Source organism: Lysinibacillus sp. BSL11, assembly GCF_052928325.1.
Genome location: NZ_JAVGCX010000017.1, coordinates 40,048 through 57,104 on the forward strand (window position 1 = coordinate 40,048; position 17,057 = coordinate 57,104).

Here is a 17,057-nt window from a genome sequence, read left to right on the forward strand (position 1 = left end):
CACCTTACCATTAAATCGTGAATTTAGTTGCTTCTTCTTGCAAATTTTGAGCAAGTTGTGCTAACTGCTCAGAGGCTATGGACATCTCATTCATCGTTGATGCCTGCTCCTCCGTGATGGCTGATACATTTAATGTATGATCATTTGTTGCAAGTGCCTGTTTGCTAATTGCCTGTACTTTTTTGGTTACTGCCTGCAACTTTTCAAAAGCATCAGATGTCGTTTTGCTTGTCTTTTGCATGGTGTTTTGGAGACCTTCAATTGCACTGGCAATTGTATCGAAGGTCATGCCTGCTTGTTGAACAGAACCAATGCCTTGATGGGCTATTTTTCGACTTTGCTCCATCATCTCTACCGCGTCATTCATTTGTTCCTGAATCGTCTGCACAACCTTTGCAATATCTAACGAAGCACGGCTAGTTTGTTCGGCAAGTGCTTTGACCTCTCCTGCAACTACCGCAAAGCCTTTCCCTGCTTCCCCTGCTCGTGCTGCCTCAATGGCAGCATTAAGTGATAGTAAATTGGTTTGGTCGGTAATAGCTGAAATGAGCTGACTCATCTGCTCTATTTGAAGCGAATGCTCCTTCAAGCCATTCACCAGATTGGCACTACTGTCAACCTGTGCATGTAGGTGGACAATATCATTCACGAAACCATGTATTTTTTGTGATCCGCCAGTAGCAAGTTCAGAGGTTTTTTGCGATTGTTGGACTGCTTCATGTAAATCGTCCATGGCGGTCTTCATATCCCCACCTAGTTGTGTTGTTACACCCTCTAACTCCCCACTCACCTGTTGTTGTGAACTCGTATTTTCTGCCACCTCTTGCATAGAAATCGCAACTTCTGTAACAGTTTTATTGACCTCCTGCACACTTGCCGTTAATTCCTCTGCAGTAGAAGCAACTGTCTCGGTTTCAGCTACAATGCGCTGCATCATCGAACCTAATGCTTCCACAGAGTCATTATAATACTGCGCCATTTCACCAAATTCATCCTTTGTATGAACGGCCATTTGTTGCGTTAAATCACCCGTAGCAAGATAGCCTAAATGCGTATTCATCGTTTTCACTTCCCCACGGATGTAACGAGCAAGGAAATAAATACTAATTGCGATAAGTAAAATTAGAACGACACTGATCACGATTTGCTGTTGGAGCATGGCCTGTATTTCGCCGTAAAGCTCAGTTGTCGGAACCAGTAAAACTAATTTCCACGGCATATCTTGTATTTGCATAAATTGTAAGGTAAAATCACTACCCTCACTGCTTGTATGTATTAACTTTTTTTGATCAGAAATCTGCTCCACAGGCATGTTCAACAACTGCTGGATCGTTTCTTTATTCACTTTATTTACATCAGGGTGCGTTAAAATTTTTCCACTATCATCAATTAAAAATGCATAACCACTCTCACGAATTTTCACGTCAGAAACAATGGATTGAATTGAATCTAATACATAATCTCCTGTAATAACGCCAATGGGCGTAGAATCTTTGACAATTTGTGTACCAAATGAGATAAACATTTCCCCCAGAGCTTCATCAAAATAAGGTGCTGTATGAACTACCTTATTAGATTGGATACTATTGCGATACCATTCTTGCTCGTGAAAATGATAGGCAGGATCTTCATAAGCATCCGTGGAGACAATTTTTTCTTCTTCCTTATAGACATACGGCCCAAAAATTTGTCCATTTGCCATATCCTTCTCTAGCCATAATCCCATACCATACGTTTCCTTATTGAAAGGCAATAGCTGCTGTACGTAGCGAATAAATTGCTCTCTGGTCATCATACTGTCAGCCGATTCTATTGTTGTCTTTGCACTATTTATGAGCTGAATGTGTGCATGCAGTTTGCCCTCAACGGAACCTGCAACGTCATCCGCTAGTATAGACATTTCATTTTCAATAGAGCTTTCAAGTTCATTGGATACGTTCAAATAGTTAAGGAAGGTCATACCACCTAAAAAAACAGTAATGACAGGAATAAGCATTGCGATTTTTGCCATAATATTTAAATTTCCTAATAGCTTTTTCATTCACCTTCACTCCATATCTATTATTATTGCTCTATTCAATCTCTAGTATAAATGGATTATACCAACAAAAATATGTTTTTTTTGTAACTTTTAAATCCTAGATTCAAGACTCTTTAATTCGAGCAATTTACTTGGAAAATGAATTCATTTATCGTATAGTAAAAAACGCATCATACCATGAAGGAGACAAAATAATGACAGTGACAAAAAGTTCTTTAACTAAAGTTATGCATGAGCGTAAATCCGTTCGTAAATACGATGAAAACTTTAAAATCCCGCAGCAACAATTAGAAGAATTACTTGTAGAAGCAACGTCTGCTCCATCGTCTAGTAACCTACAGCCTTGGCGCTTCTTAGTAATTCAGGATGAAGCGGTCAAAAAAGAGCTACGTGCTATTGCCAATAACCAAGAACAAGTAGAAACTTCCTCAGCAATTATTGCCGTTTTAGGTGATACAAAAATGTACGAAAATGCCGAGGCTGTCTATACAAAGAACTTCGATCTTGGCTATATCAATGAGGCAACAAAAGAGTTAATGATTAACAACTCGATCAATCTATATTCTCAACTTCCCCAAGAAGTGTTAAAAAATATCGTTACATTTGATGCTGGTCTAATTTCCATGCAAATCATGCTACTAGCTAAAGACATGGGCTATGATACAGTGCCAATGGGTGGATTTAATAAAGAAGCCTTTGCTCAACGCTTTGAATTAGCTGACCATATCGTCCCAGTTATTTTAATTGCGATTGGTAAGGCAGCCGCACCTGCTTACAATTCTTCCCGCATTGAACTTGAGCACATCGCCAAATTCATTTAATACACGTGAAAATAGTCATCTTACAATGTAGTTAAGATGGCTATTTTTATTTTTTGTGGCATTTCTTGTGCATCTACCATCATAGGATAGTAATGTTTTTCTATGTACTTTTTGAAATGAATAAAACGGAAAATGATTCTCAAAAACTAGCATAATAATGTTTCCAAGGATATTTTTTGCATTTTTATCATAAGGCACTCAAAAAATCATCATTAAAGTCTTAAATAATCAACTACATTCTAGTACATTTGTGCGATTTCTACTAAATATTACATCTAAATTGTTGTAGCTTAAACACTTGAGGATTGTTATGATTAGGAGGTATTTTCATATGAAGGGAGGTTTTTCTGGTGAATTATGACTATAATGATTCTTATTATTACTCAGATTTAGATGCAGCCATGGGTGGTTTATTTTTTATCTTTATACTAGCCGGTCTTGCTATTGGTTTAATTGCCTACATTATTAGTGCACTTATTTATTTTATGACATCTAAAACAAATGGTTTTGGAGATGTAGCCTATATTGCTTGGATTCCCATTATTAATGTATATAGTCTCTTCCTGCTGACAGCTGGTGGGGATACTCGAGAAACAATACGTGCAACAGCTTTAAAAAATACGCTTATTTATGCGGGCTTGATCATTGTTTCGTTTATTCCATTTATCGGTATTCTGACTTCTTTAGGAGCGGCAGGCTTTACACTCTATTTCACGTATCGCCTATTCTACCGCTGGTGTGGTGAAACAGGTAAGGCTGTATTATACACAATCTTAATGGTAATAACAGGTGGATTGTTCTTTGCCATCTACGGCTTAATGCGCATGAACAGACCTTTCGTTGCTTAATTGTTTTAAAACCTCTTTATGCCACAGGCTAAAGAGGTTTTTTCCGTAATTTCACAGAGTAATGATGCATTGATTTAGGAATTCCCTTTAACTCAAAGACCTCACTATATACTAAATAGCGAATTCTATATTCTAAAAAGAAGATATTTGGGGGAGCATCCATGCTTGTTAATAGCTCAGAGATAAATACACCTGTTTGTATAAAATCAGTATCCCCCTGCTCCTTATGACGTTGTCCAATCGTTGACATAATCAAATTATCATAATAACTCTCTTGGACTGCTTGAATTTGTTGATGTAGCAATAGACGACAAACATCCTTTGTCTGTGCTAAACTTTCCCACTGCTGCTGAAAAAATAGACGCTCCTTCGCGGACAATCGCTTTACATCATACATTTCCATGTTCCATTGGTGGTTTATAGCCCGTTGTTCACCTGTGTTGATAAGAACAACTTCATTGGTTTTATCACGTAATAAATAAAGAAGAAATCTAAGGCCACACTGTTCTTCTGCATTGGACCCACACCAAATGTAAATCGGCAGGTTGCTTGGAATATCCTGTATCTCTCTGATTGTGTTCATCAATTTATTCTGATTTACAAAATCATCCATTCCATCATTAATATTTTCTCTTAGCCACTCATCACGGAATGCCTGTCCTCTTTTTTCATCGAGTTTCCACAATGGTCCAATCGACAAATCCTCTGGAAACCCGATCACATATTTCGGTGGAACAAGTGCCGCTCGTAATGAGCCTGCTGCAGATTCCGAGCAAACAATATGTACCACTTGTGCTGAAGTAGTAGTTATGACCTGTTGAATAATCATTAATAATTTCTACCAAATGATAGAGCTCTTCCTGCCCCATAAAGAGAGACCACCCCTGCTGAGGTATGCTTTGTTCATGATGAAATGCTGTAACAGATTCAGATGGCTCAAGCTCATACCTCTGCCATTCCCCCTTCTTCATCACATCTGCTACTGTGATATACTCTAAAGCTTGAATTCTATATACTAGCACCTGGTTTGTGTCGTAGAAGAAATAGATAAATGGATAATGCATAGATGTTTCCATTCGCACTGCCTCCTTTTTAAAAATTGTACCACAATGACAATCTCTTCCATCATTTTTCAAAAAAGTAGTTAGCTAGCACCATAAATATGCTATTATTATAGTTAGAAAATTTCGAATTTCTAGCAAAGGGGATTGATGAATATGCATGAAAATATTTTAAGACATCCGGGGCCAACACCGATTCCAAAAAAGGTACAGCTTGCGATGAATCAGAATATTTTTAGTCATCGTAGTCAGGAATTTGTAGAATTATACCGAGAAACAATTGAATTAGTAAAGCCTGTTTTCGGTACGACACAGGACATCTTACTATTACCTTCAGGTGGGACAGCTGCGCTTGAGGCTGCGGCTGTTAATACGGTATCTGCTGGTGAAGAGGTTGTTGTCATCACAGTTGGAGCTTTTGGCGACTATTTCGTTTCGATCTGTGAGCAATATGGCTTCCATGTACATAAGCTTGAAAAAGAATGGGGACAAGCTTGCACAGCCGAAGAACTACGAGCATTTTTACAGCCATTACAAAGTATTAAAGCCGTTTTTGTTACGTACAATGAAACATCCACAGGTATTTTAAACCCTGTTGCTGAACTAGCACAAGTCATCCGTGAAGAAACCGATGCCCTCGTTATCGTTGATGGTGTAAGCTGTATTGGTGGCGCTCCTGCTGAAATGGATGCTTGGGGCATTGATATTCTCGTGACAGGCTCTCAAAAAGCGATGATGCTCCCACCTGGACTCTCTCTTGTTAGCGTAAGCGAAAGAGCTTGGGGAGTTATTGAAGAAAATCAAACACCTGCTTATTATTTAAATCTTCAAAGCTATCGTAGCTGGGCGGAAAAGGGCATGACACCTAATACCCCTGCTATCACACTGATTTACGGACTGCATGAGGTGTGTAAGTTAATTGAACAGGAAGGTGGCTTTACGCAAACAGTTGCCCGCCATAACCTTATGAAAAACATGGTGCGAAATGCAATGCAAGCATTACACATTGAGCTATTAACTGAAGATCAATACGCTTCTCCAACTATTACAGCAATTAAAACACCTCAAGGAATTGATCTTGGTGAATTTTTGGCGCACCTTAAGCAACACTATCATTTAGATTTCGCAGGCGGACTAGGTCATCTGCAGGGTAAAATTTTTAGATTCGGCCATATGGGCTATTGTTTCCCAAGTGACATTTTACAAGCCGTTTCCCTACTTGAGGCTGCCTTACAAGACTTCTCCTATGATTTCGATCCAGGAGCAGGCGTACTTGCAGCACAAGAAGTATACTTAGCCGCACAACGTAAAGCACTACAACGTTAAACAGCAAAAACAGGTGGAGAAAAATGACCCCACCTGTTTTTTAATTTGATTTTGTTTCTACTAAACTTGAAGTTGCGTTGCGCGTTTGTGGACGCTAATCTGAGCGGGAAGCCTCACTTTTTGAGCGCTTCAGACACCTATTGGAGCGGGTCCTTACATTTTGTGAGCGCTTTAGACTCCTATTGGAGCGGGTCCACATATTTTGCGAGCGCTTTGGTCTCCTACTTGAGCGGGTCTACACATTTTGTGAGCACTTCGGACTCCTACTTGAGCAGGTCTACACATTTTGCGAGCGCTTTGGACCCCTACTTGAGCGGGTCCATACATGTTGTGAGCGTTTTGGTCCTACATGAGAGTGGCATCTCACTCACTATTCGAATGCTTTACTCCATGCTCAAGTGGGATATAACTAATAGAGGTCAAGCTTCCATCCAAACATAGCTTCACACCGTCTTTAATTAAATTCCTTGGCCTTTGCTAAATAAGCAGCTCGCATTGTAGGTGGGACCATGCTACCGCCAGTTGCCCATACGAGATGTGTGGCTTGTGGTAGATGGTTTACTAATGCGTGCTTTTCTAGATAGGATTGACCTTGTTGCAATAAACGAATGGCTCCATACATTCCTGCGTGTGCAGATGGCTCTAAAAATAAACCTTCACTTTCCATCGCTAATCCTAGAGATGTAAACAGCTCTTCATCTGATACTGTATAGCAACCACTTATATACGTCTCCATCACTTTTCCTACAAATTTGGAGGCGCGACCAACGGCTAACCCATCCGCTTCTGTTCGATTGTCAAGGCCAATATCTTCTACACTAATTGCGTCATGTAAGCCTGTCATCAGTCCGATCGTCATACAAGGAGAAGCGACAGGTTCTGCAAAGAAAATATGCACATGCTCTCCGTAAATTTCTTTTAATCCATAGGCAACACCACCTGGTCCTCCACCTACGCCACATGGTAAATAGACGAACAATGGATGTGCTTCATCCACTGAAATATTCGTCCTTTCTAGCTGTTCCTTTAAACGCTTGGCAGCTACGGCATAGCCAGCAAATAAATCCTTTGAATTTTCATCATCAATAAAATGACACTTTGGATCTCGCTCAGCTTCCTGTCGCCCCTGCTCAACAGCTACACTGTAATCAGCTTCATATTCAATGACTGTAGCACCCTTTTCCCGCAGTAAGGCTTTTTTCCATTCCTTGGCATCACTCGACATATGTACAACGACATTAAAGCCGAGCTTCTTGCCCATAATGCCGATACTTAATCCTAAATTCCCCGTAGAGCCTACTGCAATCGTATATTGTTGGAAGAACGACTGAAATTCCTCTGTTGCTAAAATCGCATAATCATCCACTTCTTTAAGTCTTCCACTTGCCAAAGCTAGCCTTTCCGCATGTTTTAATACCTCATAAATTCCTCCACGTGCTTTGATCGAGCATGAGATCGGTAATGCATGATCACATTTTAAAAGCAATTGGCCGGGAATCGCCACACCATATGCTTGTTCAATAGCACTTTTCATCGAAGGAATTTCCTTGATCGTTGATTCAATTAAACCATCACTTTCTAGAAGCTCTGGAAATGCTACTTTTAAATAAGAAGAAAAACGTTGTAATGTTGCTTCCGCATCATCCACTTCAGCCATAGTAAAGAGCGTTGTTACAGGATTTTTCATCCAATTTGTATTTTCCCACAATACAGTAGCCTTTTTTGCTAGTTCGTTTAACTGCGGATATTGTTCGAATAGTTCGTGTTTATGTTCATTTTTCACCTGTAGATTCCTCCAGTTTATAGGCTAAAATTGCTCGTTCACAAATTTGTCGAAATTTCATTTCAAACGAAATATTGTTTTCTTGTGTTCTTTTTTTAGGTCCCTTTGTTCGTCCACCTGCCCTTCTAATTTTTTGACCAACATGACGCATATCGAGCAAACGTTCGATGTTTTCATTAGACATTTCTCGTCCATTTTGATCAATCGGATACCCCCCTCGTGCTAAAACCATGGCTGCTAATCCGTAATCCTGTGTAATAACAATATCGTGTTTTGAAAGCGCGTTCACTAGCGTAAAATCAACCGAATCTGGACCTTTGGGTACAATAATTGTTATTACATTATCACGTTCAACACGATGTGATGTATCGCAAAACAAGATAGTTTCTATCTCAAACTCAGATGATATAGATAGCGCCAAATCCACTACTGGACAGGCATCAGCGTCTATAAGAACCTTCACAATAAGGCATCATTCCTTTCTCATAATCAGATGAATCACTTTGAACTAAATTATTTCAATATAATTTCAAAACAACCTCTCTTGCTCAATTTTTCACAAACTTTAAAAGTATTTTATTGAATAGTTTGAAAAATAGATATACGATACACCTATCAACTAAATGGGGGTTTTATTTATGACAATTACAACTGTTAGCAATGAACAATTAGCAAAAGAATACGTAGATGGCGTATTTGAGCAACTTAAACAACAGAATAGTCATCAAGCGGAATTTTTACAAGCAGCTGAAGAAATTTTCATCTCATTAGTACCTGTATTCGCGCAACATCCTGAATATATTAAGGCCAATATTTTATCTCGTATTGTGGAGCCAGATCGTATTATTTCTTTCCGTGTAGCATGGCAAGATGATAACAATCAAGTACAAGTGAATCGTGGCTATCGTGTACAATACAGCAATGTCATGGGCCCATATAAAGGCGGTCTTCGCTTCCACCCTTCTGTCAACGAATCCATCATTAAGTTCCTAGGCTTTGAGCAAATCTTTAAAAATGCTTTAACAGGGCAACCTATTGGTGGTGGTAAAGGTGGTTCAAACTTTGATCCAAAAGGAAAATCAGATTCAGAAATTATGCGTTTCTGCCAAGCATTCATGACTGAATTATACCGTCATATTGGTCCAGATGTCGATGTTCCTGCTGGTGATATTGGCGTAGGTGCTCGTGAAGTAGGTTATTTATGGGGCCAATATAAGCGTTTAACAAAAGCAAATGAATCAGGTGTATTAACTGGTAAGACTCCTGGCTACGGTGGCTCTTTAGCACGTAAGGAAGCAACTGGTTACGGTACTGTTTACTTTGTGAACGAAATGCTAAAGGATGCAAATGACTCATTCGAAGGAAAAACAGTGGTTGTTTCTGGATCTGGTAATGTATCTACGTATGCCATTGAAAAAGCGCAACAGTATGGTGCCAAAGTGGTTGCTTGCTCAGACTCTTCAGGCTATATCTATGACCCAGAGGGCTTAGATTTAGATGCCATCAAAGAAATTAAAGAAGTAAAAGGTGACCGTATCTCAACTTACGTTAATTACCGACCAAATGCTACTTTTACAGAAGGTTGTACAGGAATTTGGACGATTCCTTGTGATATTGCCCTACCGTGTGCTACGCAAAATGAAATTAACGGTGAATCAGCTCGTACATTAATTTCGAATGGCGTGAAAGCAATCGGTGAAGGTGCTAATATGCCATCAGACCTTGAAGCAATCAATGAATTCCTAGAGGCAGGCGTATTATTTGGTCCAGCAAAAGCAGCGAATGCTGGGGGAGTTGCGGTATCTGCTCTTGAAATGGCACAAGATTCTAGCCGCGTATTTTGGTCATTTGAAGAAGTAGATGCGAAACTTCATCAAATTATGAAAAATATTTATACAGACAGCAAAGCAGCAGCAGAAAAATATGGCTTCCCAGGTAACCTAGTAGTTGGTGCAAACATTGCTGGCTTTATCAAAGTAGCAGATGGAATGCTTACTGAAGGTGTCTATTAATAACATTCTATTTTCAATGTTTCCTAGGATTTGATTTCGGAATATTCTTAATTTCAACCAAGGTGATAACGAACATTCGTTATCACCTTATTTTTTATTTATAATCCAGTTATAAAACATTAAAATAAACGTTTTAAACGAACATTTTTATCATTAAATATTTAAAACATTCGTGTTATAATTTTAGAGTACTATGAAAAATATTGGAGGGTTTTTTGTGGAATTATTGTATACAGGTAAAACAAAAAATGTGTTTAAATTAGAAGATGGTCATTATTTATTAAAATTTAAAGACGATGTTACAGGAGAAAACGGTGTGTTTGATCCAGGTGCAAATACTGTCGGTTTAACCATTGATGGGGCTGGCTTGGCTGGTTTACGTTTAACTTCTTATTTTTATTCAAAATTAAACGAACAAGGTGTTCCTACGCATTTCGTTGATGCAAACTTTGAAGATGCAACAATGACTGTAAAACCGGCGACTGTTTTCGGTAATGGCTTAGAAGTGATTTGCCGCTTCAAGGCAGTTGGTTCATTCCTACGCCGTTATGGTGCCTATGTAAAAGAAGGACAAGATTTAGACTCCTTTGTAGAAGTAACAATCAAAGATGATGATCGTTTAGATCCTCCAATTTCTGAAGATGCTTTAGCGATGTTAAACCTGTTAACTCATGAAGAATACGCCATTTTAAAACAACGTACAATTGAAATTTCCAAATTTGTAGCGGCAGAGCTTGCTAAAAAAGGCTTAACGCTTTATGACATTAAATTAGAATTCGGCCGCGATGCGAAAACGAATGAAATTTTATTAATCGATGAAATTTCAGGCGGTAATATGCGTGCTTACAAAGGTGAGCAATATATTGAGCCGTTAGAACTTGAGAAAATTATGTTAGCTGAATAATAGAAACAACCTTTAAAAGAGTCGACAATTACGACTCTTTTTTTATGTGTGGGCTAATTTTTATTTTCCATGAAACTTTTCTTTACTTCTCTCGTATATTAACTATATGTAACAAGCAATTATTCTATTATTTTGGAGGTAGTTTGATGGAAAACTTGAATGAGACATCGAAAGAAGAAAGGTCAAAACTAAATCCATTTTTATCAGTTTGGATGCATCCAAAGCAAACGACTCGTTATATGATTAATGAAAAATCTATCGGCTTTGCAATTTTGGTTTTGTCTATTGGTTATATTGGCTCTCTTATGTCTGGATTAATTGATTCAGAATTTCTCCCTGATTTTTCGCCATGGCTTTTAGTCCTATTATGTGTCATTTTTGCTCCGATCGCAGGTTTGATTGGCACAGCTATTTCTGCACTCATCTCTTGGCTATTCGGGAAATTATTTAAAGGTACTGGGACTTACTCGGACTTATTTAAGGGGTTAAGCTTAACAGCAATCCCATATATCGTACTGATTCCACTTTATATTATTTGGTTAATGACTTCACCCGATTCATTATTGGATCCTAATTTTATGGGTTCATTACCGTGGATTTTTTGGCCAACTATTTTAGTAAGCATCATTGTGACAATTTGGTCATTTGTTATTTCTGTAGGTGTAGTCGCTGAAGCACATCAAATTTCGAACTGGATGGCTTTCTTCACCATCTTTATTCCAGCCATTATTATCTTCATCGTATTATTTGTTCTTTTCTTTGTCATACTCATCGGAATTATTGGTGTTGGCATGGTCTAAAAACTTGAGATAAGGCCTTTGTTAACTTGATACAGCATAATAATAAAAGCAGATAGAGAAAAAGCCTGAAACTTTTCTCTATCTGCTTTTTTAATTTTATTAGACAGAAAGTGCTGTACTTTGCTGGAATAGCTCAGATACGCCAGATTCAACAGCTGCCCCACTTACTGCGCGTGAGACGATAGCCACTACGCGTTCGTCCAAAGACTTAGGAACAATATATTCTTCCTTTAGTTCCTTATCACTCACAAGGGAGGCAATTGCTTCTACAGCAGCTAGCTTCATTGACTCATTAATATCCGTAGCACGCACATCTAAAGCTCCACGGAAAATACCAGGGAATGCGAGAACATTATTAATCTGATTTGGATAATCAGAACGTCCCGTTCCCATCACACGTACCCCCCATGCTTTGGCATTTTCATACGTAATTTCAGGATTTGGATTAGCTAAGGCAAAGACAACTGGATTTTCATTCATGGACGCAATATGTGCCTCCGTTAATAGATTGGCTACAGAAACTCCAATAAAGACATCTGCACCTGTTAGTGCATCCTCTAGTGTACCATGTTGCTTCTCTGGATTCGTCAAATGAGCAACCGCTTCTTTAATCGGGTTCATCCCCTCTGTACGACCCTCATAAATAATACCTTTTGTATCGCACATATAAATATTCTTATAGCCCATTTGCACAAGTATACGTAAGATTGCAATGCCTGCAGCACCAGCACCATTAATCACAACCTTCATCGTTGCTACATCCTTTTTCACAATACGATTGGCATTAATCATCGCTGCTCCTACAACAATCGCTGTTCCATGCTGATCATCATGAAAAACTGGAATATCACATTCTTGACGTAGGCGATCCTCAATTTCAAAGCATCTTGGTGCTGAAATATCCTCTAAGTTTACCGCACCAAATGTCGGGGCAAGCGCCTTCACAATGCTGACGATTTCATCCGTATTTTTTGTATCTAAGCATATTGGAAAAGCATCAACATTGGCAAAACGCTTTAGTAAAATCGCCTTCCCTTCCATTACAGGTAAGGCAGCTTTCGGGCCGATATCTCCTAACCCTAAAACCGCTGTCCCATCTGACACAACAGCTACCATATTGCCCTTCATTGTATAGTCGTACACAAGCGAAGGATTTTTCTCAATCTCCACACATGGCGCTGCTACCCCTGGTGAATAAGCTAAGCTAAGATCATAGGAATCTTGTACAGGTACCTTTGAGCTCACCTCTAATTTCCCACTATAGTGTGCATGCATTTCTAATGCCTTTTTCATTACGTCCATTCCATCCCATCCTTTTCCCTTTGATTTTTTATTATATTTCAGAATCATAATACTTTGTGAAAATATAGTCAACGAATTTTCTGTCAATTTATTTTAAACCTCAATAATTCAATGCTTAATGACTTTCATTACATTTTTCTGTCAAATTAAACATTTCACAATCAATTATTTTAAGATAATTAATGCGATTATTGACACATTATAAAGTGTACACATAGAGCCATTTAGCCTGTTCAACTTTTCACATAGTATTTTTCTTATGTAAATGAGATTTTTTTCACAAACTTTTGTAAGCGCATCCATTGTCCTGATTGACTTCGTCACAATTTATTCACATTTTTTCACAAAGTTTTTTATTATACAGATCAAAGTATTTGTGAAATTCTTAACAAGATAAAAAAAGAGCCCTATATATAGGACTCTTCGGTAAAATGATTAATAAAGGCCGTAATGATATGCTTGGAAGACCATTGCTCTTCCGAAACTTTTGTAATCGGATAATCACGAGGAAAAATTGTTTTGGTGATTTCTTCAACAGAGTAACCTTGCATAAATAATTGTTTCACTTTTCCTTGCATGTCTTCCAAATAAGCAATTTTTTCTTGTATTTTCGTTCGACCATCCTCTATAAAGCCTGCATGACAGCAATAGACGACATCGAAATCATAGTTTACTATTTTCCTCAAAGACGCCAGGGTATGGACAATATTTTCTTCATCAAGCACAACCTTCGTCTTTGGCTGGATAAACAAATCTCCTGTAAACATAGCGCCTGTTTCTCGATTATAAAAAGAAAGATGATCCGCTGTATGTCCAGGTGTTTCAATGACATCCCATGTTGCTGCGTTCGTTTGTAATGTTTGACCAAATGGTTGGGCAACAAACGCTGGTCGTTCCCCCCACAATGCCTGACGATAGAGTGGATATTCTCCATCCTCAGCACAAAGATTGACTGAATCACGATGAATATAAATAGGTACATTCTTATGATGTTGAATCCACGCTGCATTTCCAGCATGATCCTCATGTGAATGTGTTAATACCAATTGCTCTATCGGTATATCCTTAAAAAAGGTTTGAAATTCCTGCGACAGTGAGTAGGAACCTGTATCAATCAGTAACCCATCCACAAAAAAGCTGTACACACTCATACCAACCCCCTGAACCGCAACTTTCCCATGCGCACATTGTACACCGCGATGCTGCTGAATCTCGATACTTTTCTCCCGTTTAAACATCCTGCTCCCCCTTTGCCCCTTGTACAAAAAGTGTAGCATAAAATGAATGGTGAGTCATTTTTGTAAGTAGGTAACAACAAAGGATTTGCTTTTTACATGTTTACGAAGTGCTAACACATGAAGAAATAACCGTAAATTTACAGCCAATAAAAGCAATGCGCCCAGGAACAATAATCCCATCTGCCAATCACTTGTAACATTCATCAATAGTGTCCAACTAATAATGACGGCAAAGGATATCGCTATATATTTTTTCATCACTCTTGTAGTTGTACCCTGTACATCGTGTTTTTGTTCAATGCATAATAAAATTTTTCCAAATTCCATTATAATCAGCAATTCAATTCCTTGAATTAAAACCGTACTCCAATAAAAGAGAAGATGGAAAGAAAAGATGGTACTCATCAAGGTTATCATCAGAGCGCAGGCCATATATGTTTTGATAGGTGCCTTTTCTTTATAGAACGAAAGACTTTTTAAATAGGCCCCATAAACAAGGATATCTTGTACAAGATTAGCGTATTTAAAAACATTTAAATAGATCAATTGAAAAAAGAGCGCTACTGCTAACCATTGTAAAAGTTTTACCTGTTGTGTAGATTCACTCATTGTTTTCACGCACCTTTTTCACCAAATTTGTCGTAAAATACGCTTGTGAATATAATCTTTTAGTTAAATAACCATCCGGGCCACTAAAACCTATGGATGTATTGATATCTAAGGGGGCTTCCTTCAATTGAATAGTCATCTCCAAGCGTTGACCTTTCGTCACTGAAAAAGGAAAATCACTTGCTGTGTAACGCTGATCGTTTAATCTCCATTCTTTCAATAGTATCTTACCCTCTAATGCAGCGGGAACATAAAATGCATCAAAAATAGCATCCTGTTGAAGGATAAATGAAATGATTTGTTCCGAATCATGTTGTGACTGACTATAGCTATTATTCATGATCTGTTTTTCATCAATGATGGTTTCCCTCGTAAAATGAATTGGGGCAGGTAATTTCATCCCGTCATTTAATACAAGATAAACAGTTTTACTTGCCATCACTTTTTTCATCGTGTTTAAATCAAGCTGAAAAAAAGCTAATCGAACATTTTGATAGAGTAAATCTTGCGAAGTATCGAATGGATAATAAAAACCATTTACTAAATTTTCTTGCTCCATTTGATCATATACTATTGGTAATTGCACATCTTCTGCCTGCAAATATTTCACATATCGATGGTCATACTTGTTTGTAATATAGCGTATCTCTAAAGCATTCTGTGAGCTATCCGTAACTTCAATTACAGTAGGCACCACAACTGGTTTTCTTAATTGATGTTGTAAAAAAATCGTACTGTTACCGATCAGTAGAATCGAAACTATGGCAACACCAATTGTCTTTTTCTGATTAAGCTTTTTTCTAGAGATGAATAGTATGATGAATACGCATAAAATAGCCAAAATCCAATACATCGGCGGAGGTAAATTATCTAATTGTGACATTAACGCACTAGCCCGAGCATTATCTAAGTGCTGTTCACCCTTCATTAATGCCACAAATCCACCCGCCGCAAGTGTTACAGCAATCTTGGGCACCCAGCTCTTAGTTTTGTACTGCTCTTTTTTTGCTTGTTCAATGCCTTGTTGACTACGCTGATGTAACGATTCTGGAATGTCTATTAGATCCATCTGCTTTTTTAGATCGTTCACCCTTGCCCCTCCTGTTCCAGTGCCTGCTTTAATTTATAAAATGGTTTTGGTCGTCCCTAATTTCCGCTGCAATACTTAAGCCACCTGAGGCAATGTATAATCATGATAGAATCTCAATAAAGCTTCATTATCATATCCTCCAACACCCACCTCTCAGGAAGTTCTTCAGGGATTAAATTCTATCCACTACTTTCAAAGGGCTATCCTTCATTTTTTCATTCTTATCCACCACTTTGAGCAGGTTTCCGCTACATGAAATTTTATCAGTCACTTTTAACGTTCTATCCTCCACTTTTTCTTCCTTATCCGCCAATCTGAAGAGGTTATCCGCTACATGAAATTCTAACCTCTACTTTACGCTATATCCACCGCACTATATAAAAAAACGCCCACCGAAGTGAGCGTTTCTTTTTATTCGTTTGTGCCTTTTTCCACGTCATATTCTGTAATCCAATCACTGAAGCTACCTACATATAATTGGATGTTGTCATAGCCTTCATCTGCTAACACAGCATAAAGAGGAGAGGCGGTTACGCCGCTGCCACAGTAAACAACAACCTGCTCATCAGGTGAAACTTTTTGACGTAATGCATCATTTGCCTTTAGTTGACCATTTGACTTCAACTGCTCCCAGTCAAAGTTTTTCGCAGTTGGGATATGACCTGCTACTTTATCCAATGGCTCTACTTCTCCTCGGTACCTTGCAGCAGCACGCGCATCGAGTAAAGTGGCTTTCACCTCTCCATCCACAATGGCTTTTACGGCTTGGCGTGGTGCATAAAGCTCATCTTTCCAATCAAACTCAATGATGGTTGGGGGATATTTAATAATATCCTTGGTAAAAGGAATTTTCGCCTCTAGTGCTGGGGCACCTCCGTTGACAATCACTACATTTGGGAAACCAGCATAGGTTAGCATCCACCAGGCGCGTGGGGCAAATGGAGCTGCTCCTTGGTCATAAACTACAATCTGATCTTCATAGCGTAATCCTAGTTCTTGAAAAACGGATGCCAATTTTTCTTTGCTTGGCATTGGATGACGACCGTCTTTACTGTCCATATCCGATAACTGCTGTTCTAAATCAATATAGATAGCACCAGTAGCATGACCTTCCTCGAATGCCTTTTTGCCAGCCTCTTTGTCCTGAAGATCGTAACGAGCATCGATAAAACGGACACCATCAAGTTGAATTTCATCCACTGATTTGAATACTTTTCCCATT

15 protein-coding genes are annotated in these 17,057 nt (G+C 38.5%); 6 read left to right on the plus strand and 9 right to left on the minus strand.

The window, feature by feature from the left end; genetic code table 11:
* Nucleotides 1-10: 10 nt before the first annotated feature.
* Complete coding sequence (locus RCJ95_RS19140) at nucleotides 11-2,041, minus strand: methyl-accepting chemotaxis protein (protein WP_257521781.1); 2,031 nt, start codon at nucleotides 2,039-2,041, stop codon at nucleotides 11-13.
* A 194-nt stretch (nucleotides 2,042-2,235) separates the two neighbouring features.
* Here RCJ95_RS19140 and RCJ95_RS19145 point away from each other — a divergent pair, with 194 nt between their 5' ends.
* Both RCJ95_RS19145 and RCJ95_RS19150 read left to right on the plus strand, forming a co-directional pair.
* A complete protein-coding gene (locus tag RCJ95_RS19145) occupies nucleotides 2,236-2,862 on the plus strand; it encodes a nitroreductase family protein (RefSeq protein WP_221680723.1) in 627 nt (208 codons plus the stop codon).
* 350 nt (nucleotides 2,863-3,212) lie between these two features.
* On the plus strand, nucleotides 3,213-3,710 hold the full coding sequence (locus RCJ95_RS19150; protein WP_221680722.1) for a hypothetical protein: 498 nt from the start codon (nucleotides 3,213-3,215) through the stop codon (nucleotides 3,708-3,710).
* Between the two features lie 28 nt (nucleotides 3,711-3,738).
* On the opposite strand, the gene RCJ95_RS19155 is transcribed toward RCJ95_RS19150, so the two are convergent.
* The gene (locus RCJ95_RS19155) at nucleotides 3,739-4,539 is read right to left on the minus strand and encodes a DUF1835 domain-containing protein (protein ID WP_446722629.1); all 801 of its coding nucleotides are present in this window, start codon (nucleotides 4,537-4,539) and stop codon (nucleotides 3,739-3,741) included.
* A 388-nt stretch (nucleotides 4,540-4,927) separates the two neighbouring features.
* On the opposite strand from RCJ95_RS19155, the gene RCJ95_RS19160 reads away from it, so the two are divergent.
* Nucleotides 4,928-6,097: a pyridoxal-phosphate-dependent aminotransferase family protein gene (locus RCJ95_RS19160; protein WP_446722630.1), complete on the plus strand. Its 1,170-nt coding sequence runs from the start codon at nucleotides 4,928-4,930 to the stop codon at nucleotides 6,095-6,097.
* Between the two features lie 454 nt (nucleotides 6,098-6,551).
* Here the strand turns inward: RCJ95_RS19160 and RCJ95_RS19165 are convergent, their stop codons facing one another.
* Together RCJ95_RS19165 and RCJ95_RS19170 are read right to left on the minus strand one after the other, a co-directional pair.
* Entirely contained in the window at nucleotides 6,552-7,880 is a 1,329-nt protein-coding gene (locus RCJ95_RS19165; RefSeq protein WP_446722631.1) for a D-serine ammonia-lyase, read from the minus strand.
* Entirely contained in the window at nucleotides 7,870-8,343 is a 474-nt protein-coding gene (locus RCJ95_RS19170) for a YaiI/YqxD family protein (protein WP_221680718.1), read from the minus strand. The genes RCJ95_RS19165 and RCJ95_RS19170 overlap by 11 nt, the downstream gene beginning before the upstream one ends.
* A gap of 175 nt (nucleotides 8,344-8,518) precedes the next feature.
* Between RCJ95_RS19170 and gdhA the strand changes: the two genes are divergently transcribed.
* From gdhA to RCJ95_RS19185, 3 genes are all read left to right on the plus strand, one after another.
* A complete protein-coding gene (gene gdhA / locus RCJ95_RS19175) occupies nucleotides 8,519-9,892 on the plus strand; it encodes an NADP-specific glutamate dehydrogenase (protein ID WP_004269356.1) in 1,374 nt (457 codons plus the stop codon).
* A 217-nt stretch (nucleotides 9,893-10,109) separates the two neighbouring features.
* On the plus strand, nucleotides 10,110-10,796 hold the full coding sequence (locus RCJ95_RS19180) for a phosphoribosylaminoimidazolesuccinocarboxamide synthase (RefSeq protein WP_257521777.1): 687 nt from the start codon (nucleotides 10,110-10,112) through the stop codon (nucleotides 10,794-10,796).
* Between the two features lie 146 nt (nucleotides 10,797-10,942).
* Complete coding sequence (locus RCJ95_RS19185) at nucleotides 10,943-11,596, plus strand: Yip1 family protein (RefSeq protein WP_369578540.1); 654 nt, start codon at nucleotides 10,943-10,945, stop codon at nucleotides 11,594-11,596.
* A 99-nt stretch (nucleotides 11,597-11,695) separates the two neighbouring features.
* Here RCJ95_RS19185 and RCJ95_RS19190 read toward each other — a convergent pair whose 3' ends face one another.
* From RCJ95_RS19190 to RCJ95_RS19210, 5 genes are all read right to left on the minus strand, one after another.
* The gene (locus RCJ95_RS19190; protein ID WP_004269353.1) at nucleotides 11,696-12,898 is read right to left on the minus strand and encodes an NAD(P)-dependent malic enzyme; all 1,203 of its coding nucleotides are present in this window, start codon (nucleotides 12,896-12,898) and stop codon (nucleotides 11,696-11,698) included.
* 407 nt (nucleotides 12,899-13,305) lie between these two features.
* Nucleotides 13,306-14,136, minus strand: coding sequence for an MBL fold metallo-hydrolase (locus tag RCJ95_RS19195; RefSeq protein ID WP_446722632.1), 831 nt, complete (start codon nucleotides 14,134-14,136; stop codon nucleotides 13,306-13,308).
* A gap of 54 nt (nucleotides 14,137-14,190) precedes the next feature.
* Nucleotides 14,191-14,745: a hypothetical protein gene (locus RCJ95_RS19200; protein ID WP_221680715.1), complete on the minus strand. Its 555-nt coding sequence runs from the start codon at nucleotides 14,743-14,745 to the stop codon at nucleotides 14,191-14,193.
* Complete coding sequence (locus RCJ95_RS19205) at nucleotides 14,738-15,835, minus strand: hypothetical protein (RefSeq protein WP_446722633.1); 1,098 nt, start codon at nucleotides 15,833-15,835, stop codon at nucleotides 14,738-14,740. The genes RCJ95_RS19200 and RCJ95_RS19205 overlap by 8 nt, the downstream gene beginning before the upstream one ends.
* A gap of 411 nt (nucleotides 15,836-16,246) precedes the next feature.
* Nucleotides 16,247-17,056 carry a sulfurtransferase gene (locus tag RCJ95_RS19210; protein WP_221680714.1) on the minus strand — a complete coding sequence of 270 codons (810 nt, stop codon included), beginning with the start codon at nucleotides 17,054-17,056 and terminating at the stop codon, nucleotides 16,247-16,249.
* Nucleotide 17,057 lies beyond the last annotated feature (1 nt).